This window comes from Roseomonas sp. FDAARGOS_362, assembly GCF_002754815.1.
GTDB lineage: Bacteria > Pseudomonadota > Alphaproteobacteria > Acetobacterales > Acetobacteraceae > Roseomonas > Roseomonas mucosa.
Genome location: NZ_CP024587.1, coordinates 48,389 through 73,072, shown reverse-complemented (window position 1 = coordinate 73,072; position 24,684 = coordinate 48,389). Strand labels below are relative to the sequence as shown.

The 24,684-nt window shown below is 65.0% G+C and carries 15 protein-coding genes and 7 pseudogenes; 10 read left to right on the top strand and 12 right to left on the bottom strand.

The window, feature by feature from the left end:
• The 3 genes from CTJ15_RS04385 to CTJ15_RS04375 form a co-directional block, all read right to left on the bottom strand.
• Complete coding sequence (locus CTJ15_RS04385) at window positions 1-1,554, bottom strand: ISL3 family transposase (protein WP_039733699.1); 1,554 nt, start codon at window positions 1,552-1,554, stop codon at window positions 1-3.
• Window positions 1,555-1,596: 42 nt separating this feature from the next.
• Window positions 1,597-2,559 carry an IS4 family transposase gene (locus CTJ15_RS04380; RefSeq protein WP_019463399.1) on the bottom strand — a complete coding sequence of 321 codons (963 nt, stop codon included), beginning with the start codon at window positions 2,557-2,559 and terminating at the stop codon, window positions 1,597-1,599.
• 146 nt (window positions 2,560-2,705) lie between these two features.
• The gene (locus CTJ15_RS04375; RefSeq protein WP_126281821.1) at window positions 2,706-4,112 is read right to left on the bottom strand and encodes a calcium-binding protein; all 1,407 of its coding nucleotides are present in this window, start codon (window positions 4,110-4,112) and stop codon (window positions 2,706-2,708) included.
• Window positions 4,113-4,545: 433 nt separating this feature from the next.
• Here CTJ15_RS04375 and CTJ15_RS04370 point away from each other — a divergent pair, with 433 nt between their 5' ends.
• The 3 genes from CTJ15_RS04370 (at window position 4,546) to CTJ15_RS04360 (ending at window position 7,190) form a co-directional block, all read left to right on the top strand.
• A complete protein-coding gene (locus CTJ15_RS04370; protein ID WP_099781239.1) occupies window positions 4,546-5,313 on the top strand; it encodes a sugar transferase in 768 nt (255 codons plus the stop codon).
• A gap of 162 nt (window positions 5,314-5,475) precedes the next feature.
• On the top strand, window positions 5,476-6,054 hold the full coding sequence (locus tag CTJ15_RS04365; RefSeq protein ID WP_019463248.1) for a phosphatase PAP2 family protein: 579 nt from the start codon (window positions 5,476-5,478) through the stop codon (window positions 6,052-6,054).
• Window positions 6,055-6,173: 119 nt separating this feature from the next.
• Complete coding sequence (locus tag CTJ15_RS04360; protein WP_019463247.1) at window positions 6,174-7,190, top strand: glycosyltransferase; 1,017 nt, start codon at window positions 6,174-6,176, stop codon at window positions 7,188-7,190.
• Window positions 7,191-7,292: 102 nt separating this feature from the next.
• Here CTJ15_RS04360 and CTJ15_RS24660 read toward each other — a convergent pair.
• Window positions 7,293-7,444: pseudogene (locus CTJ15_RS24660) on the bottom strand (IS5/IS1182 family transposase); the annotation flags it as partial.
• A gap of 166 nt (window positions 7,445-7,610) precedes the next feature.
• Here CTJ15_RS24660 and CTJ15_RS25300 point away from each other — a divergent pair.
• Window positions 7,611-7,946: pseudogene (locus tag CTJ15_RS25300) on the top strand (helix-turn-helix domain-containing protein); the annotation flags it as partial.
• A gap of 13 nt (window positions 7,947-7,959) precedes the next feature.
• Here CTJ15_RS25300 and CTJ15_RS24645 read toward each other — a convergent pair.
• Window positions 7,960-9,274, bottom strand: a pseudogene (locus CTJ15_RS24645) (transposase); the annotation flags it as partial.
• Between the two features lie 85 nt (window positions 9,275-9,359).
• Between CTJ15_RS24645 and CTJ15_RS04340 the strand changes: the two are divergent.
• The gene (locus tag CTJ15_RS04340) at window positions 9,360-10,982 is read left to right on the top strand and encodes an ISL3 family transposase (protein ID WP_026033620.1); all 1,623 of its coding nucleotides are present in this window, start codon (window positions 9,360-9,362) and stop codon (window positions 10,980-10,982) included.
• A 49-nt stretch (window positions 10,983-11,031) separates the two neighbouring features.
• On the opposite strand, the pseudogene CTJ15_RS24225 reads toward CTJ15_RS04340, so the two are convergent.
• A pseudogene (locus tag CTJ15_RS24225) lies at window positions 11,032-11,275 on the bottom strand (ISNCY family transposase); the annotation flags it as partial.
• A 159-nt stretch (window positions 11,276-11,434) separates the two neighbouring features.
• On the opposite strand from CTJ15_RS24225, the pseudogene CTJ15_RS04335 reads away from it, so the two are divergent.
• Together CTJ15_RS04335 and galE are read left to right on the top strand one after the other, a co-directional pair.
• Window positions 11,435-12,041 (top strand): annotated as a pseudogene (locus CTJ15_RS04335) (IS630 family transposase); the annotation flags it as partial.
• A gap of 225 nt (window positions 12,042-12,266) precedes the next feature.
• Window positions 12,267-13,238, top strand: coding sequence for a UDP-glucose 4-epimerase GalE (galE, locus tag CTJ15_RS04330; RefSeq protein ID WP_237719435.1), 972 nt, complete (start codon window positions 12,267-12,269; stop codon window positions 13,236-13,238).
• A gap of 140 nt (window positions 13,239-13,378) precedes the next feature.
• Here the strand turns inward: galE and CTJ15_RS04325 are convergent.
• A pseudogene (locus CTJ15_RS04325) lies at window positions 13,379-14,086 on the bottom strand (transposase); the annotation flags it as partial.
• Between the two features lie 106 nt (window positions 14,087-14,192).
• Here CTJ15_RS04325 and CTJ15_RS04320 point away from each other — a divergent pair.
• Window positions 14,193-15,815: an ISL3 family transposase gene (locus CTJ15_RS04320; protein ID WP_226945941.1), complete on the top strand. Its 1,623-nt coding sequence runs from the start codon at window positions 14,193-14,195 to the stop codon at window positions 15,813-15,815.
• A 63-nt stretch (window positions 15,816-15,878) separates the two neighbouring features.
• On the opposite strand, the pseudogene CTJ15_RS04315 reads toward CTJ15_RS04320, so the two are convergent.
• A pseudogene (locus CTJ15_RS04315) lies at window positions 15,879-16,154 on the bottom strand (ATP-binding protein); the annotation flags it as partial.
• Between the two features lie 141 nt (window positions 16,155-16,295).
• On the opposite strand from CTJ15_RS04315, the gene CTJ15_RS04310 reads away from it, so the two are divergent.
• Together CTJ15_RS04310 and CTJ15_RS24220 are read left to right on the top strand one after the other, a co-directional pair.
• On the top strand, window positions 16,296-17,642 hold the full coding sequence (locus CTJ15_RS04310; protein WP_099781237.1) for an IS5 family transposase: 1,347 nt from the start codon (window positions 16,296-16,298) through the stop codon (window positions 17,640-17,642).
• A gap of 244 nt (window positions 17,643-17,886) precedes the next feature.
• Window positions 17,887-18,051 carry a hypothetical protein gene (locus CTJ15_RS24220; protein WP_019462782.1) on the top strand — a complete coding sequence of 55 codons (165 nt, stop codon included), beginning with the start codon at window positions 17,887-17,889 and terminating at the stop codon, window positions 18,049-18,051.
• Between the two features lie 112 nt (window positions 18,052-18,163).
• Here CTJ15_RS24220 and CTJ15_RS04305 read toward each other — a convergent pair whose 3' ends face one another.
• The 4 genes from CTJ15_RS04305 to CTJ15_RS04290 all read right to left on the bottom strand — a co-directional run bounded on the left by CTJ15_RS04305 (window position 18,164) and on the right by CTJ15_RS04290 (window position 24,394).
• Window positions 18,164-20,353, bottom strand: a complete 2,190-nt coding sequence (locus tag CTJ15_RS04305; RefSeq protein WP_226945943.1) for a polysaccharide biosynthesis tyrosine autokinase — start codon at window positions 20,351-20,353, stop codon at window positions 18,164-18,166.
• A gap of 82 nt (window positions 20,354-20,435) precedes the next feature.
• Window positions 20,436-21,986, bottom strand: coding sequence for a flippase (locus tag CTJ15_RS04300; RefSeq protein ID WP_019462780.1), 1,551 nt, complete (start codon window positions 21,984-21,986; stop codon window positions 20,436-20,438).
• The gene (locus tag CTJ15_RS04295; protein WP_019462779.1) at window positions 21,983-23,221 is read right to left on the bottom strand and encodes a glycosyltransferase; all 1,239 of its coding nucleotides are present in this window, start codon (window positions 23,219-23,221) and stop codon (window positions 21,983-21,985) included. Before CTJ15_RS04295 ends, CTJ15_RS04300 begins: the two co-directional genes overlap by 4 nt.
• A 3-nt stretch (window positions 23,222-23,224) precedes the next feature.
• The gene (locus CTJ15_RS04290) at window positions 23,225-24,394 is read right to left on the bottom strand and encodes a glycosyltransferase family 1 protein (RefSeq protein ID WP_026033505.1); all 1,170 of its coding nucleotides are present in this window, start codon (window positions 24,392-24,394) and stop codon (window positions 23,225-23,227) included.
• Between the last annotated feature and the right edge of the window lie 290 nt (window positions 24,395-24,684).

Here is a 24,684-nt window from a genome sequence, read left to right as displayed (position 1 = left end):
TCATCGGCCTGCTGCTATGACGCGGGCCTGGAGCAGGTCGAGATTCCCTCTGCCATACATCTGGCGTTTGACCACCTTCAGCTTGTTGATCTGCCCCTCGGCTTGGGCGTTGGACCAAGCGGAGGAAATTGCGGCTCGGACGGCGACATGATCCCGGGCGAGCCCGCGCACGAACGGGGCCAGGAGGCTGGCTGCCGCCCTGTCGAGCCAGCCATCCAACGCGGCCTCATGTTTTCGGCGGATCAAGGTGTGAAAGGCTTCGACGATCTCCCGCGCCTGGACCAGGGTAGGCACCGCTGCTTCGATAGCAGCCACCGTCACAGTCTGCGTCTTGGACAGGCTGTCACGCGCCATGGTCATCAGGCGTGCCACGGTGCGGGCCGACGGAACACGGCTCAGCCCCTCGACGTTGACCTGCTCTGACCGGCGGCGACGCGTCGCCCACTCTGCGACCACCCGCAGCGAGCCGTGGAAGCCGAGATCGCGAAGCTCGCGCCACAGCGCGGCGCCGTTGCGGACTCCAGCCGCCCAGCGCGCGTCCAGCCAGGGGAGGTGTGCGTCGAGCGAGCTTTCCCGCGTGCGGAACACATCCGCGCGCTGGCCGCGCAGGATGCGCCGCACCGTTCCGCGGCTATGACCGGTGCACCGGACGATCTCCTTGATCGCCTTGCCCGCCTTGTGCAGCGCCAAGACCGCGGCGTTGGCGTCCTCACGTCGGAGATAACCCTCGTACTGGAGCTTCTCCGCCGCGGTCAGCAGCCGGGGGTCGACCGTGGTGGCGCCGATAGCCGTGCGCACCTGGCGCATGCAGGCTCGGGTCGCGGCCAGAAAAGCCTGGCTGGCGTTCTCCATCAGGTGCCAACGATCGGCTACCTGCATCGCATCAGGTAGCGCCCGTGCCGCGGCCAGGGCGTAGGCGCCACCGCGGTCGCGGGTCACGATCTCGATCTGCGGCTGGCCGGACAACCAGGCCTGCGCCGTTGCGGGCTCGCGGTCGGGCAAGAGGGCGATAGTGCGTCGTCGCTCCAGGTCGCAGATCAGCGTGCCGTAACGGTGGTTGCGCTTCCACGCCCAATCATCGATCCCGACCGCCTGCGGTGGCGTGAACGCTGGGCTTCCACGGCGCCGGACGACCCGCAGCAAGGTGTCGTTGCTGACCGGCAATCGCAGCCGCTGGGCGAAGCTCGCGGCCGGACGGCCGCCAAGCGCCAGGCCGAGGTGGTGGACGATCTCGTCCAGCCGGGCCGTGCGCCGAGCCCATAGCGTCGCAGCCACGAACCGTTCGGAGAAGATGCGGCGGGGGCACAGGGCACGGTCGCAGCGGAACCGCCGGACGAGGAGCTTCAATTCCACAGGACGCCCGCTCAGCGGGAGATCGGCCAAGTTCCGAGTGTAGCGGCTGTGCACTCGATGGCTGACGCCACCACAGCCGGGACAGATCCCTGCCACCGTTGATGGTCGCACCGTCATCACCACCGCTGTGCCGGTCTCGTCCACGCTCTCCAGGACGAATCCTGGCGGGATTAAAGCTGCCGGACTGAGGTTCCTCGCCATCCTGCTGATCCCTGACTGACCAGGGAACCCAGCACGTCAACTTCAGCAAAATTGAGTCAGAACCCCGATTGCACGCCGATCAGGGTCCCTTTTCGAAGCCGATTGACAGGCCAGAGCCAGCGTGACCATGGCGACAAGCAGGTGCAACTTGGCAGGACGGGTGATCCTGGTGTCCTCCATGTTGAAGCCGCGGGTCTTGGTATCGGAGAAGAGGCATTCGATCTGCCAACGCTTCCTGTAGACGGACAAGGCAGCTTTCGGCTCGCGATTGGTGGCGATGACGATCATGGTGCCGTCTTCGCGTCGCCTGGCGACGAATGCCATCGTTCTGGCGTAGGCCGCACTCATTCCCGCGAAGTGTCCTCTGTGGCCGGCCAGTTGAAGGCGCGTCCTCTTGCGCCTGGTCAGGGAGGCAAGCGCGGCTTTGCGGCCGTCATCCAGAACGACGTCAAGGTTCTCCTTGACCCTGATCGCGAAAGGGATGTCGTTGCCCAGCAGGAACTCGAACCAGTGATTGCCGACGAACTCGCGGTCGGCAAGCAGAGTATCGATCGAGCCCGCGCCGAATATGGCCAGGTAGCGCGTCATCAGGTCCTTGCGGCCAGTGGTGCTGCTGCAGCCCGCCGCAAGCACGCTCCACAGGATGGGGATGCGCACCCGACGCGCGGCAATCGCCAGCACCAGAAGGTTGATGTCCTTCGCACCCACCTTCCAGCTGGTCCGGTCCAGACACAGCGTGAACGGCGCGCGCAGGTTCAAAAGTCGGATCAGGGTGCGGGCAAGCCATGCTTCGTCGAGCCGCACGAACTGGAAGAAACGCTGCAGACGACGGTAATTGGAGGAAAGGCGCGCCGGCCCGGAAAACTGGCTGGCGATGTGGCTCAGGTTCACGGTACGGCCGTTCACCAGCCCCAGGATGATCACCACCATCGTTTCCAGGCGGCGGCTGCTCAGGGCCAGATGCGACGATAGCGTCGACATGAGAGAGCCGGGAAGAGCAGTCATGGCCAGGATCCTTCTTCGCGAGGGATGAATCCTCCATTTCAACTGATCCCTGGCCTCCCAGCCATCACCGTCGTGTAGTGTGGCCGACTCGGTAGGCGACCATGCAGGTCGTTGGAAACGCCGTGATCCAGCTGCTTCAGTTCACTTCAGGAAAACAGGTCGAAATCCGCTGCCTTGAGACCGTGCAGGAAAAAATTGCTGAACTCGGTTGTTTCAAGCCCGATCTTCGGGGTCACGTCATCTCCCGAGTGGCTCATCAGGGAATGAGCCCGGTCGCCACTGGAGACGGCAGAATGGTGAAGCTGGATCGTGTCGCTGACCGCGCGCCCGGCCTGCATATCGGCACCTGCCGTGCCTCGCAGGTGGTGGTTCTGCTCCGGCTGAAACTGCACAACCAGCGGATGATCCGTGACATTCAGTGTCACGCTGCTGGCATGATTCAGGGCCTGCACGGCGGCGGTGCCGGTCAGCGGATCGAAGACCTGGATGCTTTTCGCGGCGGTGCCGAAGGTGATCGCCGTCTTCGTGGCGGCCACTGCTATCGGCTGATTGGTATCCTGGTTCCAGATGTCGGGCTCGGACCAGACAATCAGCTGGAAGGATCCATCGGATTTCTGCGTCAGATAGGTGTATGCTTGGTCGTTGCCTTTGACCGTGTAGGACAGGCTCTGCGGCGTAAAGCTCAGATTCTTATCCCCATGATCCGCGAGGATCGTGGTCAGGTTATGGATGGCGGTCGCCGCGGGCTTCGGTGAGTTGTCCAGGCGCATGAGACCGAAATGCTCCTCCTGCGAGGAGCCTGAGTAGGCGTCCAGCAGCTGGTACACGTAGGTTTCCTTCGCCCCCAGCCTGGCGCCGTCCATATAGGTGTTCAGCAGGAGCTTGGCCTGGGTGGCCTCATCCACCCCCTCCCAACCGCCCGACGGGTTGATCTGGGTGTGATAGCCCGTCTCGGTGATATAGAAGGCCTTGTTCGGATCGACGGCACTCTGGCCTGCCATGTTCTGCTGAATCGTCGCGAGCGGTTGGTCCCCCTCCTTTGCGTAAGGATGGATGGAACTCGTATCCGAGACCGAAGCGTGGAAGGGCCAGTCCGTGAAGCCGGACACGTCGATGTCCTTCACGAGTGGATCGGCCTGTACCGCGTCATAGAGGGCCTTCATATAGGCCTGCGCTCCGGCGGTGCCCGTAAGTCCCTGGTAGGCCACCTGCCAGTTGTTGACCTCATTGGGTCCTTCTATCGCTGTGACCGTGCCGGGATGGGTGGCCTCGATGGCATGGATTCGCGCCACCTCCACGAACGGATCCACGCCCCCATCCGCCGCGAAGGTGAAATGCACGCCCAGGGCCGCTGCCTGTGCGTAATGCTCCTGGCCATAGCGATCGTAGTTCGGATTCGGCGCTCCGTCCCGGACATAGTCGATGCCCAGATAGGCCAGCGCGTCCATGGTTGCATTCAGGTCGCGGTATCCGCCATCCGTGTAGGCTAGGTGCGTCACCACCCCAAAAGTGTCGAGCAGGTCTTCAGCGCGCGCAGCAGCAACCCTAGGCATGTTATTCCAATATTAATACGTCCTATGAGCGTATAGCATTTTCAAAGCAACCCATGGTTGCTTTTTGTGGAGTTGTGTTTTGTTACTCAGCCGGCGCGCGTGATGTACTTAACCCCAGGGTGTACTAAAATTCGACAAGCATGCTTTTTGATGCATTTGTGAGCAAAAACAGTACGATTCCCTGAGAGGGAAGACGGGGTGTTTTATTTTTTTTCGGGCTTCCTCTCCTTTTGACGTGCGTAATCTCTATAATTAGATTTTTCTCACGATTTCCTTGTTGCTCGTGCGAACGAAGAAGCTTACTCATCTCTCGTGACACAGACGGTCACATAGCGTCGCGGTCAGTCGGAGGCAGGCTCGAAGGAAGAACAAATTTCGTTGCGGAGACTTTGTCTCGGATCTTGTCCCTTGGAACGGAGGTTGATTTTCTTCGATGATTGCTAATGCTAACCAGACGGAAAGTAGAGCGGATGTCTTTTTGCACCGCTCGATGCAGGATCCGGCTATTGCCACTACGAGCGGCAGCCATTCCATCGCTTATCCCGCGATGCGCCTGCCTCGGCTTCAAAACGGTTTCTATGTCAATCTTGGACGCCCGTTCCTGAAGCGGTCCACGGACATCGGGCTCTCTCTGGTGATGCTCGTCCTGGCCTTGCCGATCATGGCTTTCATCGCCCTTCTGGTAAGCCTGGATCGTGGACCCATCTTCTATGCCCACCCGCGCATCGCGCGGAACGGTCGGACGTTTGGCTGCCTGAAGTTCCGGTCCATGGTGCCCGACGCCGAGAAGCGCCTGCAGAACTTGCTGGCCAGCGATCCTGAAATCCGCCACGAGTGGGAGACTCAGCAGAAGCTCCGCCGTGATCCTCGCGTGACCTGGATCGGCCGCGTGCTGCGCGCGACCAGCCTGGACGAGGTGCCGCAGCTCTTCAACGTTCTGCGCGGCGATATGAGCCTTGTCGGTCCTCGCCCGGTCACCCAGAAGGAACTCGTCGAGCGTTATTCCGACGGCAAGAGCGTCTATCTCTCTGTCCGTCCCGGCCTGACTGGCTTGTGGCAGGTGAGCGGCCGCAGCGACACCAGCTATGCCTACCGTATCACGCTCGACACCCAGTATGTGCTCAGGCCGTCCATGCGCACCGACATGAAGATCCTCGTCAAGACGGTGAAGGTCGTGCTCCGCGGTTCCGGCGCCGTCTGATCTGATGGAAGCGGTGGCGGCCGGACCGCTTCCACGACTTGCCTCTTCAACTGGGCACGCCGAAAACCAGGGTCACTCGGCGGCCTTTCGTGTACTCCTCATCCAAGGGCGATATCGTTCCATCGCCAGTCAGCAATCGCAGTTCCGAAGTTGCAAAGATCGATGAGAGATTTGATCCTGTTTCTGACCGATTTCGCGGATCTCGCTATCGTTCTTCCGCTATCCTTGCTCGTCGCGATCTGGCTTCTGATCTTCGCGGATATCCGCATCGCGACCATCTGGCTCGCTGCAGTCCTCGGGACACTGGGCGTCATGCTGCTCCTGAAACTCGCCACTTTCTCCTATGCCGGGCCACTGGCCTGGGTTGGCCTGAAGAGCCCCAGTGGCCATACCGCGGCGGGGACAGTCACCTATGCAGGTCTCCTGCTGCTCTGCGGCGGCGCCCGGTTGCAGACCCTGAGGGCAAGCTTCCTTGTCAGCCTGGCCTTCGCGACGGCTTTCGGGAGTTCAAGGTTGCTACTTGGTTTTCACAGTCCGGCAGATGTCCTGGTGGGTGCCGCCATCGGCATTGCTGGAACGGTTATGATGGTCAGCCGTCTACAGCCTTTCGGCTTCAATCCTTCTGTAGAACGCCTGCCTGCTTTGATGGTCGTGGCCAGCACGCTGGTACTGATACTGCATGGGTGCCGCCTGCCGGCGGAGCTCATGCTCCGGACACACCACGAGATTTTCTCATGGTGAGCACATGCCGGACCGATTCACGCCGCGAGATCATCTCGACCGCTTCGCCGGGCGCACAGGCGCGCGAGGTTGAGTGTCGGGTCACAGCGCGGCCCATGGCGACGATTGGGGAGTGTTGAATGAGCAAAGCAGCAATCGTCCTGATTTGCGACAATAACTACCTGATTCCGACCGTTGCCTCCGCGCTTTCGGCGCGGGCGAACACCGCTCGCGACGCGGCCGATGTCATCATCTATGTGCTCGACCGGCGCCCAAGCTGGAAGGAGCAAGGTGTTGCCTGCCTGGCGAAGGCAGGCTTGCATCTGCAATGGGTCGACATCCCGGAGTACCAGGATCTCGCCCGCTTCCATCGCGATCGCTATCTACCGCCGATCACGCTCGCGCGTTTCTGGATCGACCGCTTCCTGCCTGAAGGCACCGATCGTTTTCTCTATATCGATGGGGACGTGATGGTCGATGACAACCTTGACACGCTCCTGAGCCAGCCACCGGAGCATGGCAAGATCGCCGTCGCGCCTGATAACCTGCAGGTTTTCACCGGTGAGGTAGGCAAGTCCATCGAGCGGGAACAGCAGTATCTGGATGGCATCGGAGTTCCCTGTAACGAATACTTCAATGCCGGTGTTGTCTACACCTCAGTCCGCCCCTGGAAGGAGATCGTCCCGGAGGCTATCCGATTCTTCAAGGAGCATCCGGAGCGCTGCCGCTCCTCCGATCAAAGCGCACTGAACCATGCGGCAAGGGGCAGGACGGTGATGCTGTCCCAGACCTTCAACTACCAGACCGAGCATATGATGATCCGGGATCCACGGACCACCGGGCAGCGGGTCAAGATCTTTCACTTCACGGGCGGGCCCAAACCCTGGATCGCGCCGGGCTGGCCCTGGGACGACTATTTCAACCGTTTCTATCGGCAGGCTGAGGCGCTCTGCGCCGAATTCGACGTGCTTCTGCCGAAGGCACCGGTGGCTCAGACCGATGCCGGCGTGAGCCACCGGCGACGCTTCCGGCAGCGCCAGACCTGGGTCTATCCGTGGCGCCGGCTGAGTCGGCGCAAGGCCCTCGACAAGCTGCTCGCTCTCCCGACGCGGGCTGACCCGCACCTCACAGTGCCAAGAGCCTCGCAGCCTCGCTGACGATGCGCCTGGAGGTGGATCGCATGACCATCAGCCGAGCGGGCTGGCGTCGGCGGTCTGCCAGGCCCGCGAAGATCCGGTTGAGCACACCCTTCCCACTCAGCGGTTGTAGAGCGTCTCATGCGGGCCGTACTCAGTCGGCGAGTCGCGCCAGCCCAGGCGGTTGCGGATGACACGCCGGCCGTCCACACGCAGGGCAGCCCGTGTGACAGTGGAAAGAAGGGCGAAATCCTACCGACTCGCGTCTCTGTCAATCAGAACAAGACTGCCATGGCAGCACATCTGGCTTCCACGGACGCACGCCGCCATCAGATCGCAAGGTCTGATTTAGAGCATGATCTGACCTGATTGAGTCGGGGAGGGATTCCCGGACAGCTCGAAATCTGCTTCACCCTGTTAGCCGGGAGGAGGCCGGTGGGGATGAGCAGAGCGCTGTCTTCTGACCTCAGGTCGCGCGTCATTGCCGCCGTGGAGGCAGGGTCGTCCCGCCGCGCCGCAGCAGCCCGGTTCGGCGTCTCAGTGTCCAGCGCGATCCGCTGGGTGCAGGATTGGCGGGAGAGCGGCCGGGACAAGGCGCAACGTCAGGGTGGCGACCGGCGGTCGCAACGGGCCGAAGCCTACAAGGACATCGTCCTCGCCGCGGTAGACGCCAAGGTCGACATCACACTGGTTGAGTTGGCCGAGATGCTCCGGCGGGATCACGGTTTGGCGGTGGCTCCCAGCACCGTCTGGCGCTTGCTCGACCGCCACGACATGACGGTCAAAAAAGCTAGGTTGGCAAAATTGGCTGGCAGGCTTGATGTTCGAGGGCGGCGAGGTAGGCGTCGGGATCGCGACGGAACCGGGTTCGCAGGGTCCTGGCGTGACGTCGTCGTTCGAGGCGCTGACGGAGTTCGGCCCATCGCTGTCGGTTGACGCATCCCAGCTCTCGGGCATCGGGCGGACGCAGGCGGGTGGCCGTGGCCGCGATCAGGCGAACCTCGCCGCGGAGCACGGCGGCCGGCGAGGCGGCCTTGCGGCCGGTGGCGCGTCGCTCGTGGTAGCGCTGCGAGCCGAACAACTGCTCGAGGTCGTTGTTGGTCCGCGGCAGGCCAGGCACGCCGTAGCAGTGGAACAGTCCGGGCCGGTAGCTGCGGAACACCTTGGCGAAGTGCTCAATGGCAGGGGACAGACGGCCGGCGCCATCGCGGTGCCGGCGCATGGCCGCGACCAGGCCATCGAACCGCCGGCGGACGGATGCGGATCCCTCGCCACGAGCATTGCCCAACAGCCGTGCCGCGGCGTGCACCCAGGTGTAGGCGCGTTCCACATCAGGCCAGAGCGCGGCCGTGCCTTCCAGGCCGCGGCCGATCAACCGGCGCAGCCGCGCGAGCGGCGCCGGGGGGGCACCGCCCCCTTTTGCTGTACCCGGTCCAGGCTTTCCGCCACCGCCTCCAGCCGCCCCTTGAGCTTGAGCCCGGGGGCCGAGAGCGGCGTGCGTCCGTCGTCGGTGATGGCACTGCGCACCGCCGCGCAGTAGCCGCGCACCACCTCCGAGCCGGCATCGTCGCGCCCCTCCACCGCGCGTTCGATCGGGCGCACGCCGCGGACCTGCTTCTTGAGTTCCTTCTTGGCGTGCCGGTCGGCCTCGTAGACCAGGTTCGCCGCCTCGCGCGAGGCAAGTGGAACTGGCAGAGCTGATGCGGCACGCCGGGCAGCACCTGGGCGATGGCGCGACGGATCGAGGTCTGCCCATCGCTGATCACCCCCTCGACCGGCACCCCGATCGCCCTAGCCGCCTCGTGTAGCAGCGGTGCCAGATCCTCAGCCGTACCCGACAACAGGCTGCGCGCCAGCACGACCTCGCCCGAGAAGCACTCCCGCACCACCCATAGCACCTCATGCCCCACGTCGGGCTGCATCCCGTCCAACGCCAGGATGGCGCGGCCCTGCCCACGCAGAACACGCCGCAGACGGCTCCCGTCGGTCAGCGCGATGGCCAGCAGCTCGTCGTAGCGGTCCAGCAGGTTGGTCACGCTGCGCTCGGCAATCTCCACCCCACGTTCACGCAGCACCGCGTGTAGACGCCGCCTGAATCGTGGTTCTCCCGCATTTCCCGTGCTGCTGGGTAGGCGTTCTGGGTCGGGATGAGCACATAGGAGGAACACTGCCCTCCTTTGAAAGTCTCCCTTGCCCAAGCGCCTCCTGCCCCTGATCCCGGCGGGACTGTTGGTTCAGCAGGTCCTGCCCACCTCTGAGCACATCACCATCAAGGCGAGCCCGCGCCAGAACGCCGCTGCCTGTCCCGACTGCGGCGTGGCTTCGCGGCGCGTGCACAGCCGCTACGGTCGAACCCTTGCCGACCTGCCTTGGCAGGGTCGTCCGGTGACACTGGCGGTCCACGCGCGGCGATTTCGCTGCCTCAACTCGGCCTGCGCCCGCCAGACCTTCGCCGAGCGCCTGGCCGAGGTGGCACCGGCTGCGGCGCGCCGGACCGAACGGCTGGGCGGGGTGCAGCGCTGCCTCGGCCTCGCGCTCGGCGGAGAGGCCGGGGCGCGGCTGGCGTACAGGCTCGCCATGCCGACCAGCGCCGATACGCTGCTGCGTGTTGTGCGTGCGGCTGCGTGCCGCGATGACCCACTACCAGCCCCGCGCGTGCTCGGTGTGGATGACTGGTCCTGGCGTCGGGGGCACCGCTACGGCACGATGCTGGTCGACCTGGAGCGCAACGCCGTGGTCGATCTGCTGCGCGATCGCCAAGCTGAAACACTCGCGACCTGGCTGCGCCGCCATCCTGGCGTCGAAGTTGTCGCGCGTGATCGCGCCGGCGCCTACGCGGACGGGATCCGGCAGGGTGCTCCTGCTGCGGTCCAGGTCGCGGATCGATGGCATTTGCTGCGCAACCTCGGTGATGCCGTGCCCGCGCTTGTCGACCGGCACGCTGCTGCCGTGCGCCGTGCGGGACGGCTTATCGCGGACACGGTGGCGGCCGCTATTGCAGCCGAGCCGATGCCGCCCGCCCCACCGCGTCCGCCGAACGCTGCGGCACGGGCGAGCCAGGCCTCATTGGCCCGCAGGCAGGCGCGCTACGAGGAAGCCGCAGGGCTGCGCGCCAAAGGGGTTTCGATCAGCCGCATCGCCGCCCGCCTCGGGGCCGAGCGCAAGACGGTCCGCCGCTGGCTCCGCCTCGGGCACGCCCCATCCTGGAAGCAGCGGCCGCGCACCAGCACCCTCGCGGCCTTTGCAGACGTGCTGGACCGGCGTTGGGCCGAGGGCTGCCGCAACGCAGCCCAGCTCTGGCGCGAACTGGTTGCGCAGGGTTTCGCTGGGCGGCCCGGCACCGTCCGCGCCTGGACCACCCGGCGCCGTGGCACCGAGCCAGCGCCGACCGCGCCCCGTCCCACACGAATGGCACCGGCATGGCCGGTGCCCTCGGGCCGCAGCGTCGCGCGCATTCTGATGGCGGACAGCAACACGCTAAAGGAGACCGAGCGACAGTTTGCCGCGCGGATGCTGGCCGAAGCGCCCGGATTGGCCGCCGCGATCGCGGTCGCAAGACGGCTGCGCCAGGTGCTGCGCCGCAAGGGAGGCGAGACGCTCGCGGAGGTGCTCGCCGCGGCGGAGAAGACCGAACTCGCATCCTATGCCGCCAACCTGTGCCGCGACATCGATGCCGTGCAGGCCGCACTTGACTTGCCCTGGACCACGAGCCCCGTCGAAGGGCAGATCAACCGGCTCAAGCTGATCAAGCGGAGCATGTATGGCCGTGCCGGGTTCGATCTGCTCCGCAACCGCGTGCTGAACGCTGCATGACAAAACGACAGCACGGGAAATGCGGGAGAACCACGATTCAGGCGGCGTTGACAACCGCGTGAATCTCGGGCGCGGAGCGGTGATCCCGGTGCTGCAGCGCCCCCACCAACGCCACCACGTCCAGCCCGAACTCATGCTGCGGCATCACCGTCCCTGGCGCCCTCCGCCTCCGGGCGCCAGGGACGGTGATGCCGCACACAGCTCACCGCCTCGCAGCGCCGGATCTTGAGCCGCAGCCTCACCGACCCGGACAGCGTCACCAGCGTGCGGCGGTTCTCGTAGCGGATCCGCATCGCCATGCCGCAGGCCGGACACAGACGCCGAACCGGAACCAGCACCCGCTCACGCTCCGGCCGATCCCGTGCCGACAGCCTGCCCATCCCACTGCCCTCCAGCCACCCACTCCGCAACAGAGAGCAGACCATCAGACAGCCAATTTTGCCAACCTAGAAAAAAAGACTGCCCACGCTGCCGAGCAACTGAGGCCAGATGTGGCCGCCAAGCGCGAGGTCTGGTTCGAGGCACAGCTTGATCTGGATCCGGAGCGGCTGGTCTTCATCGATGATGACCAGCGCCTCCACCAAGATGGCACGGCTCTATGGGCGCTCGAAACGCGGAACCCGCTGCCGGGCGCCAGTGCCGCACGGGCATTGGAAGACAACCACCTTCACCGGCGCGCTGCGCTTGTCTGGCCTGACCGCGCCGATGGTGCTGGACGGCGCGATGACGGGCGAGTGGTTCACCGCCTATGCACAGCAGGTTCTGGCACCCACCCTACGCCCGGGTGACATCGTCATCCTCGACAACCTGCCCGCCCACAAGGGCGCTGCCGTCCGGGAGGCCGTCCAAGCCACAGGCGCGACACTGCGGTTCCTGCCGCCCTACTCGCCAGACTTCAACCCGATCGAGAACGCCTTCTCCAAGCTCAAGGCGCTCCTGCGGAAGGCCGCCAGCCGCACCATCGACGCACTCTGGAACGCAATCCGCGATGCGCTTCCGCAGTTCTCACCACAGGAATGTGCCAGCTACTTCACCGCCGCTGAATATGAACCAGACTGATCAGATTATGCTCTAGCGGATCCTAAGTCTAGACCAAAAAGGTCCCCATACTGTTCGCGACCAAACAGATAGAAAATCGTGATACATCATGCTATGCAAGTTAACGTCTTTTTGGTGTTTATATTTAGCATAATCTGTTACTGAAGCGTCAAATATCCTACCATATTGTAGAAAAAGCGGGGTGAATTTCTAGTGGTTGTTCAGAACAGGAAAAGCAGCGTTCTGGTGACAGGAGGCGCGGGTTACATCGGTAACCATGCGGTACTTGCATTACGCGATGCAGGTTTCGACGTGGTGGTGTTTGACGATTTGTCAACCGGATTTGCTGAATCGATACCAAGTGATGTGCCTTTCATCCATGCTTCTGTCCATGACGAAGAAAGATTGGTACAAACTATTCGCGATTACAATGTATCGGCCGTAATGCATTTTGCCGCATCGTTGATCGTGCCAGAAAGTTCAGAGAAGCCGCTTGCTTACTGGCGCAATAACGTCTTCGGCGTTTCGGCCATGCTCGGTGCTTGTGTCCAGACAGGCGTACGAAATATTGTTTTTTCGTCGACTGCTGCCGTTTATGGTATTCCGGAAGTTATGCCAATTGATGAAGGCATGCCGTGTAAGCCGATAAATCCGTATGGCAATAGCAAGTACGCTGCAGAACAGATGATCAGTGACGTCGCCCGCACCCACGGGATTTCGAGTGTCACGCTGCGTTATTTTAATGTTTCTGGCGCGGACCCTTTGGGGCGTGCTGGGCAGCGCTCGCTACGTGCCACACATCTCATCAAAGTTGCCTGCGAAGCCGTAGTGGGCAAACGTAAGAAAATAGAGATTTTCGGCACGGATTATCCAACACCTGACGGAACGGGTGTGCGTGATTATATCCACGTCACGGATCTGGCGAATGCTCATGTTGCGGCACTTCGTTACTTGCAGAAGAACAATTCAGTCAATCTAACAATGAACTGCGGTTACGGGCGTGGGCACTCTGTGCGAGAGGTATTAAGTGCCGTGGAAAAAGTGAGCGGCAAATCATTGGAAATTGTAGAATCTCCGCGACGAGTAGGTGATCCCCCGTTCTTAATTGCAGCCACCCAGCATATCAACCAGGTTCTGGATTGGAATCCGCTTTATGACGATCTTGATTTCATTATTGACACTGCGTTGAAATGGGAAGGATCGCTTGCGGCCCCTTAGAGCCCGTTTGAGAATGCTGTAGCGGTGGACCGGTAAGGGTCTCCCAGCCGGGCAGCGCAGGAGGTCTGCGTCTGGACGTCTGCCTCTGCGAAGGTTCAGCAGACCCCAGAAGGCTGCGGACCAGCAATTTTCAAACGGGCTCTGAGGGCGCAGCGGGCGAGACGGCCGTCGGACTTCATGTGGCCGATCTCGGGCTCGATGGCGCTGCGGCGGCGCAGCAGCCGGCGCAGGCGGGGTGTCAGGCCGCGGCGCGTGCCGCTGACGAGCACCCTGGTGCCGGTCACGCCATGGCCGCGGTAGCCACGGTCGACCACGGCGAGGCTGGGGCGGAGGCCGGTGAGGGTCTCGACCTGCTGGAGGGCGTCGGCGAGGGTGTGGCCGTCATAGGGATTGCCGGGCTGGCTGCGCATGCCGACGACGAAACCGTCCTCGATGGTGGTGGCGATGCTGACCTTCGTGCCGAACTCGTAGCGCACCCTGGCCTTGCCCTTGGCGATGCAGTCCACCTCCTGCTCGTGCAGGGCGTAGAGCTTGCGGGGCGTCTTCGGCGTCTGGCGCAGCAGGCGGGTGACGAGCGCCATCCTGTCGTTGATCCGATCCCGCAGCCTCCCCTCGGGGACGGCGCCGAGCTTGCGGCCCACGTCGCGCAGGACGCGGCCGGTGTAGCCCTTGAGGGTGCGCAGCGCCCGGCGCATGCGCCGGAACTGCCGGGCATGGTTGTAGGTCTGCCGCAGCCTGATCCCGGCCTGGCCCGCCAGCGTCACCAGGGAGTGCCGCGCCCGCTCGTAGAGGCGGCTGTCGGTCGGATGCGCGATGGCCTTTTCCATCACCGTCGTGTCCACTGTCAACGCCGCCTGAATCGTGGTTCTCCCGCACTTTCCGTGCTGTGGCTCGTCGTTCCGGGGTGGGATGATCACATTGGAGGGGCGTCGTTCCTCTCTCTGAAAGCTGGGATTGTCCAAGCGTCTCCTGCCTCTGCTTCCAGCGGGGCTGCTGGTTCAGCAGGTCCTGCCCGCTTCCGATCACATCATCATCGCCGCCACGCTACCTCCCGAGGCCGCCACCTGCCCAGCTTGCGGCACGTCGTCACGGCGCGTTCACAGCCACTACCAACGCCGCCTCGCTGATCTGCCATGGCAGGGCCGCCCTGTGACGCTGCGTCTCCAGGCACGGCGGTTCCGCTGCCTCGACCCGACCTGTACCCGGCAGACCTTCGCCGAGCGGCTCCCGGAGGTTGCGGCCGCCGGGGCACGGCGGACCCGGCGACTGGGCGATCTGCAGCGCTGTGTAGGCCTGGCGCTCGGGGACAAGGCCGGCGCGCGCCTGATCGAGCGTCTAGCCATGGCGACCAGCCCGGACACGTTGCTGCGGATCACCCGCGCGGAGGGCCGGGACGCCATGCCGGCAGCGACGCCCCGGGTGCTCGGGGTGGACGACTGGGCTTGGCGCCGAGGCCATCACTACGGCACGGCGCTGGTCGACCTAGAGCGCAATCGCGCCGTCGACTTGCTGCCCGACCGCCAAGCGGAGACCCTGGCGGCGTGGCTGCGCCAGCACCCTGGCGTGGAGATCGTGGCCCGAGACCGGGCGGGCGCTTACGCGGACGGGGTCCGGCAGGGCGCGCCCGGTGCAATCCAGGTAGCGGATCGCTGGCACCTGCTGCGCAACCTCGGAGATGCGGTCCGGGCCCTCGTGGAACGGCACGGCAACGCCACCGGTCGGGCGGCACAGCGGACCGCCGAGACGCAAGCCCAGGGCGAGCCCTTACCGGGCGTGCCGCCGCCTCTGTCCCATCCACCGAACGCGGCGCAGCGGGCGAGCCAAGCCTCACTTCACCGCCGCCAGGCACGGTACGACGAGGCAGCCGACCTTCACGGCAAGGGCCTGTCGATCAGCCGCATCGCCAGCTTGCTCGATGCCGAGCGCAAGACCGTGCGGCGCTGGCTGTCGCTTGGCCATGCCCCGTCGTGGCGCAAGCCGCGGCGCGGCAGCGGGCTGGATGTCCATGTCGCGTATCTCGAAGGCCGCTGGAATGAGGGCTGCCGCAACGCCGCTCAGCTCTGGCGCGAGTTGATCGGGCGGGGCTTCACAGGGCGCCCCGGTCTTGTGCGCCGCTGGGCCACCGGTCGCCGCCGGGAACAGCCGGATCCTTCCGCCACCGAGCAACGAGCAGGAGCCAAGGCCTGGGCAGGGCTGACCATTCGCCGGATCGGCTGCATGCTCATGGCCGACGAGACCAGACTGTCGGCAGACGAGAACTTGTTCGTCGGTCACCTGCTCAAGGAGGCGCCCCGATTGGCCGAGGCGATCACCGTGGCTAAGCGGCTGCAGCGTCTCTTGCGCCACGAGACGGGTGACACCCTACCTGCCGTGCTCGCCGCTGCCGACGAAACACCGCTCAAGAACTTCGCCGCCGGGCTGCGCCGCGACCAGGACGCCATCCAGGCCGCCCTCGATCTGCCCTGGACGACGAGCCCGGTCGAAGGACAGATCAGCCGCATCAAGATGATCAAGCGGACCATGTACGGCCGAGCAGGCTTTGATCTCCTCCGCACCCGCGTCCTGCACGCCGCGTGATACCGAAACAGCAGCACGGAAAGTGCGGGAGAACCGTAAAATTCCCCAGTTTGGGTCCGGGGATCAGCCGTTGCTGGGATCGGCACCTCTTGGCTTGGGCGGTCTGCCCCGGCGCCGCGGTGGAGGCTGCGCGAGGGTGCTGGCGGCGGGGCGCAGGCTCTCCGGCACCAGGTCCGCGTGCTGGCGCAGGCGGTAGCTGGAGCCCTCGATCGACACGACCACCGCATGGTGCAGCAGCCGGTCGAGCAGCGCGGTCGCCACCACCGGTTCGCCGAACACCTCGCCCCACTCGGCAAAGCCGCGATTGGAAGTCAGGATCATGGCGCCGCGCTCGTAGCGGGCGGCACAACGGTCGACATACTGAGTCGGCCTTGAACAACTCGCAACGCTCTGATTTAGCCAGGGAATCTGCTGGTCTGGGTGTCCCGGATTTGCCGGGTTCAATTGTTTTCAGCGGCAAACCCTGCGATTCTGGCGGGCATGAAGCATCGCCCGCGCCCGCCGGAACAGGACGATCTGCTGCGGCCGCGGCTGGTCGACATGATCGATGGGCGGCACGAACTGGTGCGGCTGGCGGCGTTGATCGACTGGGCGTGGTTCGAGCGGGAGTGGACAGGCTTCTTCCCCGGCACCGAGGGACGGCCTGCCGCGCATCCGCGTCTGGTGGCAGGGCTGATGTACCTGCAGCATGCCTACGGCCTCTCCGACGAGGCGGTGCTCGCGCGCTGGGTGGAGAACCCGTACTTCCAGCACTTCACCGGCGAGACGTTCTTCCAGCACCGTCCGCCCATCCACCCCTCCTCGCTCAGCCGCTGGCGCAGCCGTATCGGTGAGGAAGGTGTCGAGTGGCTGCTGACCAAGACGATCGAGGCGGGCCGCGCCGCGGGTGCGGTGTCGGAGCGCAGCCTGGCCGAGGTCGCGGTAGACACCACCGTGATGGAGAAGGCCATCGCCCACCCGACCGACAGCCGTCTCTACGAGAAGGCGCGCCGCTCGCTGGTGACGCTGGCGCGGAAAGCCGGGATCGCCCTGCGGCAGACCTACAGCCGCCTGGCCCCGCGCCTGGCGGGCCAGGTGGGGCGGCACGCCCATGCCCGGCAGTTCCGCCGCATGCGCAAGGCGCTGCGCACCCTCAAGGGCTACACCGGCCGCGTCCTGCGCGACGTGGGCCGCAAGCTCGGCGCCGTCCCCGAGGGGAGGCTGCGGGATCGGATCAACGACAGGATGGCGCTCGTCACCCGCCTGCTGCGCCAGACGCCGAAGACGCCCCGCAAGCTCTACGCCCTGCACGAGCAGGAGGTGGACTGCATCGCCAAGGGCAAGGCCAGGGTGCGCTACGAGTTCGGCACGAAGGTCAGCATCGCCACCACCATCGAGGACGGTTTCGTCGTCGGCATGCGCAGCCAGCCCGGCAATCCCTATGACGGCCACACCCTCGCCGACGCCCTCCAGCAGGTCGAGACCCTCACCGGCCTCCGCCCCAGCCTCGCCGTGGTCGACCGTGGCTACCGCGGCCATGGCGTGACCGGCACCAGGGTGCTCGTCAGCGGCACGCGCCGCGGCCTGACACCCCGCCTGCGCCGGCTGCTGCGCCGCCGCAGCGCCATCGAGCCCGAGATCGGCCACATGAAGTCCGACGGCCGTCTCGCCCGCTGCGCCCTCAAGGGCACCCTCGGCGATGCCCTCCACGCCGTCCTCTGCGGCTGCGGCCGCAATATCCGCAAGATCCTCGCCCACCTCAGGGCTCTCTTGCTCGCCTTTCTCGCCAGCCTCGTTCAGGCCCTCACACAGACCAGTCGCCATCCAGCAATGGGCCGAACGGCCTGATCAGGTTGTTCAGAGCCGACCACGTAGGGTCTCCAGGCAGCGCTTACGCTTGTTCTGCAGCCCGTCCGTTTGAAAGGGTTATTCAAAGCCGACTACCCAGGAATGGGTAGGCCGGGCCAGCGTTGGGACGGCAAGCGGCGAAAAAATCGTGTTAGACTCGGTCTATGACCGGGCAGTATGCCTGGTCAGGCCTTCCGGTTCCGGTGGCTCAACGTGATTGAGCCCATACGGAGTTTGGCCAGGAGTGACCAAGATCACCAACCGTATCGACAAGCAGGAGCCTTGCCACAGGGAGCGAGGAAGGCCTGACGCTCCCTCCGGCCATCCGCTGTCGGCCGCGCGTGGGATCCTGCTCGCTATCCTGCTTGGCGTCGTGGCCTGGATCGGCATCTATTGGATGGTGCGATAGCACCCTGGTCCCGTTCGCACGAATGCGGTTGCGCGGCCGTGCAATCCGGTCCTCTTGCACCTCCTATGGGTGGAACAGGAGGATAGCTCCGCACGGCCTCGCTTCGTTCCGCTCACACCGCCGAGCGCTTGATCTTGAGATGCTTGCGGTAAAGATAGGCCATGTTCTGCGCCCGGGAGATGCCGGCGCGCTTGAAATCCACCTGTGTCAGTACGCTTCCAACCAGGGTCGCACTACTGCTGCGCAGCAGGCGCAAGGCCAGTTGTGCTGAGGAGCGCGATGTCTTCTCCCACCTGACCGCCAGGATCGTTGCATCCGTCAGGTGGGCCAGGATCAGCCCATCCACGGTCGGCACCACCGGCGGCGTGTCGATCACGACGACATCGTAGTCTTCCCGGGCTTTCCGGATGATCTCCGCCATCCGGTCGGAGGCCAGGAGATCCTGCGGCGTGGCCGCGCTCACCGAGGTAGGAAGTACATCGAGCCTGTCCGCCACCGTCCGCACCGCCCGGGCATAGTCCGCAGGATCCGTGCTGGTGAGAACCTCGTCCAGGCCGGGCGAAGGGGAAAGACCAAACTGTGCCGCCACGCCAGGGCGGTGCATATCGGCATCGATCAGCAGGACGCGCCAGCCACTGCTTGCCGCGCTCTTGGCGAAGCTGGTTGCGAAGACCGTCTTCCCCTCCTTGGGCAGGGCAGAGGTGATCATGATCACCTTCGGGCGCTTCTCCACCTGGAGGACCTGTAGCCCGCCCCGCACCTTGCTCAGGGCCGCCGCGAACTGAAGGGCGCTTGTGCTATTCGCGTTACCCAGCGCGCGGGCGCGCTGCGACGTCTTGGGGATCAGCCCGAAGGGCATGATCCCAAGAGCGGCCTCCAGCTCCTCGGCGCTGCTGAAGGTGGTCCGAAGGCGCTCGAGCAGGAAGCCGATGGCGATCGCCAGCACGGAGATGACCAGAAAGGCGGCGACCAGGATCCGGCTGCGCTGGGGCGCGGAAGGGGAGGGCGGCACCGCTGCCGGAGAGACCATCTCGGCGTCCGGCTCCTGGATGCCGGTCAGGTTGGCCAACTGCACCGCGCGGTTGAGGTAGCTCTCATAGAGGACGCGGTTGGCCCGTGCCTCGGTGGTGAGGGCCTGGAGCTGGATCTCCGCCGCATTCTCGACCGCCACGCCGCTGCGCAAGTTGTCGAGGGTGTTGCGCAGGGATGCTTCCCGCGCCCGGATCGCGATGACCTCGTTGTTGAGCCCGGAAACGATGTTCGAGGCTTCCTCCTGGATGCGCCGCTGCAGGCCGCGCCGCTGCGCCTGGGCAGCGAGGAATTCCGGACTGCGCTCGCTGGCAGAAGCGGAGAGCTGCGCCTCGCGGCCGATGGCCACGGCCTCCTGCTGGCGCAGGGCCTGGATCAGGGGGGAGTCCACGACCTCCGGCAAGGTGTCCATGCGTCCACCGTTGCGCAGCACGGTGTTGACCTGATTGAGCCTCGATTCCTTGCCGACGCGATCTCCGGTCACCAGCGAGAGCTGCCGCGTGATCTCGTTGAGCTGCTGCGCGTTGACCGAGGGCGTCCGCGCTTCGCCATCGCGCGCCAGGGGCGTGTCATTCAGCCCGAACTGCTCCCGGTACTCCGAGATGCGCCGCTCGGAAGCCCGGACCTTCACGGAAAGCTCCGCCAGCCGCTCCTGGAACCAGTCATGCGCGCGCTGCGTGGCCGCGAACTTCTGGTTCCTCTTGAAGTCCAGGAAGCGGTTGGAGATCTCGTTGGCGATATTGGCGCTCAGCTGCGGATCCTCGGTCTCCGCCGAGACGCGCAGGACATTGGAGCGCGCCTCGTTCGAGAAGGTGATCAGCCCCAGCACCTTCTGGATCGCGAGCTGCTCACGGTCCAGGGGGCCTTCCAGCCGGGGGGCCGGGGTGGCCAGGCCCAACATTTCCATGGACCACCGCTTCGCATCCGCCAGGAGGGCGGACAGCCCGCCGGGCTCTGGCAGGAAGCCCGGCATGTTGGTGAGATCCAGGGCCTCGACCACCTTGGCCGCCAGAGCTGGCGAGCGGAAGATGTCGATCTGCGTGCGCATCAGGTTGGAAACGTCGACCTGTTCCGTCGTGATCGCCTGCAGATCCGACACCTGGGTCCGCCGGGGTTCGATCAGGATCTGCGCCTCCGCGGTATAGCGGGGCGGCAGCTGCATGACGACGGCGGTCACCCCAGCCATGCCCAGGACGATGATGCCGAGGATCACCCCCTTGCGCCGGCGCAGGACGTGGAAGACTCGGCCGAATGGAACTCCGATAGGCTCCATCTGTGCCGCAGGATCAAACCCTGTCGACACCACCGTAGTCGGGGTTGAGCTCTGGCTCATAAAGGGATCCTCGATCGGGCGATCATGATACGGATGCGCCGATGCGGCGCGGCATAAGCCGGAGCATGCCTGCAAGAGCCACGAGGCGTTCGTGACGCTCGAACATGCAATAGGCGCCGAAAAGCAGGTAGGCGGGCAGGACGGTCAGGACGGTCAGGAAGGACATGATCCCGGCCGGAACGAAGATACTGATGGCCAGGATGAGTCCTCCCATCGCTGAGACGGAACCGATGATCCGGCTGTCCCGATCCGCCTGCGGCTGAAGGTTACGGCACAGGGCGAGGCGCCCCAGGCATTCCGTGGCCGACCGCAGCGCGAAGGCCACCGCGGCCCCCGTGATGCCGAAGCGCCAAGTCAACAGCATGGCAAGCGGGATGAACAGCACGGCCAGGAGGGCCATGAACTTTGCCCCGGCATCCGGCCGGCCGATCGCATCCAGGAAGGAGCCCGCCGTGCTCCCCGAGCAGCTGAAGAAGATGCCGATGGCCAGGATGCGCAGCACGCCGTAGCTGTGCTCGGCAAAATCCGCATGCAGCCAGAGGGACAGAAGCGGCTTGGCGAACAGCACGGTGATGAGGCAGGCGGGGAAGAGGAGCCCGATCACCAGGGCGGCGCCATGGCGCATCAGCGTACCCGTCCGCGCAGGATCCGAGGAGAAGGTGGATGCCATGGCGGGAAACAGCGCGCCGGTGACCGAGACCGAGACGATCCAGAAGCGCGTGAGCAGGTCGAAGGAGGTCGTGTAGTAGGAGACGACCGCGAGCGGAAAGAGCGCACCGATCAGGAAGCGGTCGCCATAAAGGGAAAGAGGCGAGAGGATGTTGGACAGCATCATCCAGACGCCGGTCTTCATCAGGCTCCGGGCATTGCGCCATTCCGGCCTCGGCCAATGGTGCAATGCCGGCAAGCGACGCCATACGAGCACGAAATAGGCGATGCAGGTCACCAACCGCAGCAAAGCCAGCGACAGCATCACGCCCACCATGTTGTCCCACAGCGCCAGGGCGATTGCCGGGCCGAGATAGTAGAAGATGCCGACCGGGATGTTGACGAGGTTCGCGGCGCGGAAGAGCTGGCAGGCTGTCAGCGTGCCCCATAGCGCGGCGCTGAGCACCACCAGCGGCAAGGTCAGCACCATGATGCGCAGCGCCGCGATACTCTGGTCCCGCAATGCGGGCGGCACGTTCAGCGCATGGTCCACCACGGCCGGCATGAAGGTCACCGCGACCAGGGTGAAGGGGATCAGCACCACGGCGAGGATCGCGAGCGCGGTGGTGATCATGGCCGCGGCGCGGTCCTCGCGACCCACCGCCAGCTCCGCCGCCACGACCCGGGTCAGCGAGGCGCCGATGCCCAGATCCAGGATGCTGACCACTCCGACCAGGCTCAGCGCCAGGGTGAAGATGCCCCAGCGCTCGACGCCCATCTGGGACAGCAGAATCGGCGTCAGCACCAGCGCCAGGAGCAGCGGCAGGCCCCGGCCGAGTGCGTTCCAACCTGCGCCGGCCAGGAAATTCCGTTTCGCCGTGATCGCCTGCGCTTCCGGCTGCGTCGGGTCCGTGTCCTGGTTCATCGGACCTCACCCGGGCTGGCGGAGGCGTGGACGGCGTGGACGGCGGGGCGCCGCGTCGCCATGGGCGGTGGAATCGTCAGCGGCGGCTTGGCCGGTTCCGGCACCTTCCCGTGGACCAGATAGGCGCGCTCGACCAGCTCCTTGATTTCCTGACGGAAGCGTGGCGCGGAGAAGCGTTCGGCATTGGCGCGGCAGGTGATAGGATCGAACTCCTCCCGCCTGGATTCGAATTCCCGCACCGCGGCCATCAGCGATTCCGGCGTCTGCTCCTCGAACAGCACGCCGGTGAGCGGACCGGGACCGGTATGGATGATCTCCCGCGCTCCGCCGCGTCCATAGGCGATGACCGGTGTGCCGCAGGCTTGCGCCTCCACGGTGGTGATGCCGAAATCCTCCTCGGCGGCGAAGATCACCGCGCGGGCCCGCTGGAACAGGTGCACGAGTTCGGCCTTGGGCACGGGCGGCAGGAAGGTGATGTTCGGCGCCCCGCCTGCCGCCTGATGCACGGCCTGCTCCTCCGGTCCGCCGCCGACGACCAGCAGCTTCGCTTCGGGCATGGCGCGAAAGGCGGCGGCGATCATGTCCACGCGCTTGTAGGGAACGAAGCGCGACGCCACCAGGAAGAAGTCCTCCTTCGGGCTCTGTTGAGAGAAGCTCTCCAGATCCACCGGCGGGTAAATGACTTCGGCTTCGCGCCGCCACGTCTTGCGGACCCGTTCCCCTATATAAGCGGAATTGGCGACGAAGACGTCGACGCCCGCGGCGGTGGAGCGGTCCCACTGGCGCAACCGGTGGAGCAGCCAGCGTGTATAGGCCCCCATCGGGCCACGTTCGAGGCCGGCCTGGCGCAGGTACTGGTGCTGCAGGTCCCAGGCATAGCGCATGGGCGAGTGCACGTAGCTCACATGGACCTGGGAGGGGCCAACGATCACGCCCTTGGCCACGGCATGATGGCTGGAGACGACGATGTCGTAGCCGGTCAGGTCGAGCTGACTGACCGCGAGCGGCATCAGCCCGAGGTATTTCCGGAAATGCTTCCGGGCGAAGGGCAGGCGCTGGATGAAGCTCGTGCGCACCGAGCGCCCCTGCAGGAAGCCACGCTCGCCAGGAGGGAGGAAGTCGCAGACCGCGAAGATGTCCGCTTCCGGCCAGCAACGGAGCATCTGCTCGAGGACACGCTCGGACCCCGCATAGGTGTCGAGCCATTCATGGACGATCGCGACTTTGGGTGTCATGTCTCAGAGATTCCGCAGCTGACGCTCGGCGACGGCCATGAGCTGGGAGGCGGCACGGTACCAGGTCAGCCGCTCAGCCTTGTGAACGCCCTCGTGGCGCAGCCGCGCGTGCAGTTCGGGGGCCGCCAGGGCGGTGATGCATTGCAGGAGGCTTGACGGGGAATCCCCGGCATAGAGCGCGACCTCGCCGCAGATCTCCTCCACCGAGGTGCCGCGTCCGGTGATGACCGGGCAGCCGCACAGCATCGCCTCCACCGGTGGCAGGCCGAAGCCCTCGTAGCTCGAAGGAAAGAGCAGGCAGAAGGCATTCTCGTAGAGCGCGCGCAGCTCGCCGTCCGTCACCCGGCCGAGGAGGCAGGCTGCCCCGAGCGGATCGTCCGACTGCGTCTGGAAGACCTTCTGGTCGATCGAGCCGGCCACCGCCAGCGTCAGCCCCTGCGCCTTTAAGTGCGGGACGATCGCTCCGAGGATGTCGAGCTTCTTGTGCGCGGCCCGGTTGCCCACGGCCAGGACATAGCGGCCCCGCTCCAGCCCATGGCAGCCGAGGATTCCGGGATCCGCCGCCTCCTGTCGGATGTGCTCCGCGCCTTCGCCGATCACCGCGATCCTTTCGGGGGCGATCCGCAGATGCTGCGCGATGCGTCCGCGGGCGAAGTCGGAGACCGTGACGATCTGCGTCTCGCGCTCCACCAGGCGCTTCTGGAGGACCCGGTACCAGGTCCGGAAACGCCAGGAGTATGAGGAGGGCGTATCGAAGATACCGGCATCGTGGATGACGACCAACTGGCGCCGTCCGGCCATGATCGGCGCGGTGTTGCCCAGGTTGATCAGGAAGCCCTTCCGTGCCGCGCGCGGCAATTCGCCCTGTTCCCAGACCTGGCCGCCTCGCCGCCCGGCCTCGCGGATCCCGATCCGCTCATACTGGGGGGCGCGGACAAGGCCGGTGGGCACGAGAAGGCTGACCTGCCGTCCGGCCGCCGTTCCCCCGCCCTCATCCAGGGCGCCTGCGTCCAGGGCACGCACGATCTGCCCCGCGAAGCGCTGCACGCCGGACTGTGGTTGGGCCAGGAAACGACCATTGATGAAGATCGGGGTCTCCGCACCTGACGTCTCCGCCCGGCTGAGCTGGGCGGAGGGACGAGGCGACGCAACCCTGGGTTTCTGCTCACCCAACAGCGGGAACTCCGGACATGGCCTCCAGCGAGGCGGGACAGGATGCTGCCGTGAAGACAGCGGCACGGAGAGAAGGGTCTGGATGCATGATTCTAGGGGCGAATCAATCAAAAGTTACCTAATATACGACAAGGATCGATAGACGTCGGACCGGAGCAAAAAAGCGGGAAAAACCAAAAAATACACTTGCCCTAAACCTGTGCAGCGCAGCATATTTTCGCAACCTACCGGCGCTCATCTCATTTGTCACTTATAATCCAACATTAGACATGTTTTGCTGATAGAAGGGC

Bases quoted from the DNA above. Each gene is read 5' to 3' on its own strand.
- CTJ15_RS04385 (WP_039733699.1), bottom strand. From the start codon at position 1,554: ATGGCGAGGAACCTCAGTCCGGCAGCTTTAATCCCGCCAGGATTCGTC.
- CTJ15_RS04380 (WP_019463399.1), bottom strand. From the start codon at position 2,559: ATGACTGCTCTTCCCGGCTCTCTCATGTCGACGCTATCGTCGCATCTG.
- CTJ15_RS04375 (WP_126281821.1), bottom strand. From the start codon at position 4,112: ATGCCTAGGGTTGCTGCTGCGCGCGCTGAAGACCTGCTCGACACTTTT.
- CTJ15_RS04370 (WP_099781239.1), top strand. From the start codon at position 4,546: ATGATTGCTAATGCTAACCAGACGGAAAGTAGAGCGGATGTCTTTTTG.
- CTJ15_RS04365 (WP_019463248.1), top strand. From the start codon at position 5,476: ATGAGAGATTTGATCCTGTTTCTGACCGATTTCGCGGATCTCGCTATC.
- CTJ15_RS04360 (WP_019463247.1), top strand. From the start codon at position 6,174: ATGAGCAAAGCAGCAATCGTCCTGATTTGCGACAATAACTACCTGATT.
- CTJ15_RS04310 (WP_099781237.1), top strand. From the start codon at position 16,296: ATGAAGCATCGCCCGCGCCCGCCGGAACAGGACGATCTGCTGCGGCCG.
- CTJ15_RS04305 (WP_226945943.1), bottom strand. From the start codon at position 20,353: ATGGAGCCTATCGGAGTTCCATTCGGCCGAGTCTTCCACGTCCTGCGC.
- CTJ15_RS04300 (WP_019462780.1), bottom strand. From the start codon at position 21,986: ATGAACCAGGACACGGACCCGACGCAGCCGGAAGCGCAGGCGATCACG.
- CTJ15_RS04295 (WP_019462779.1), bottom strand. From the start codon at position 23,221: ATGACACCCAAAGTCGCGATCGTCCATGAATGGCTCGACACCTATGCG.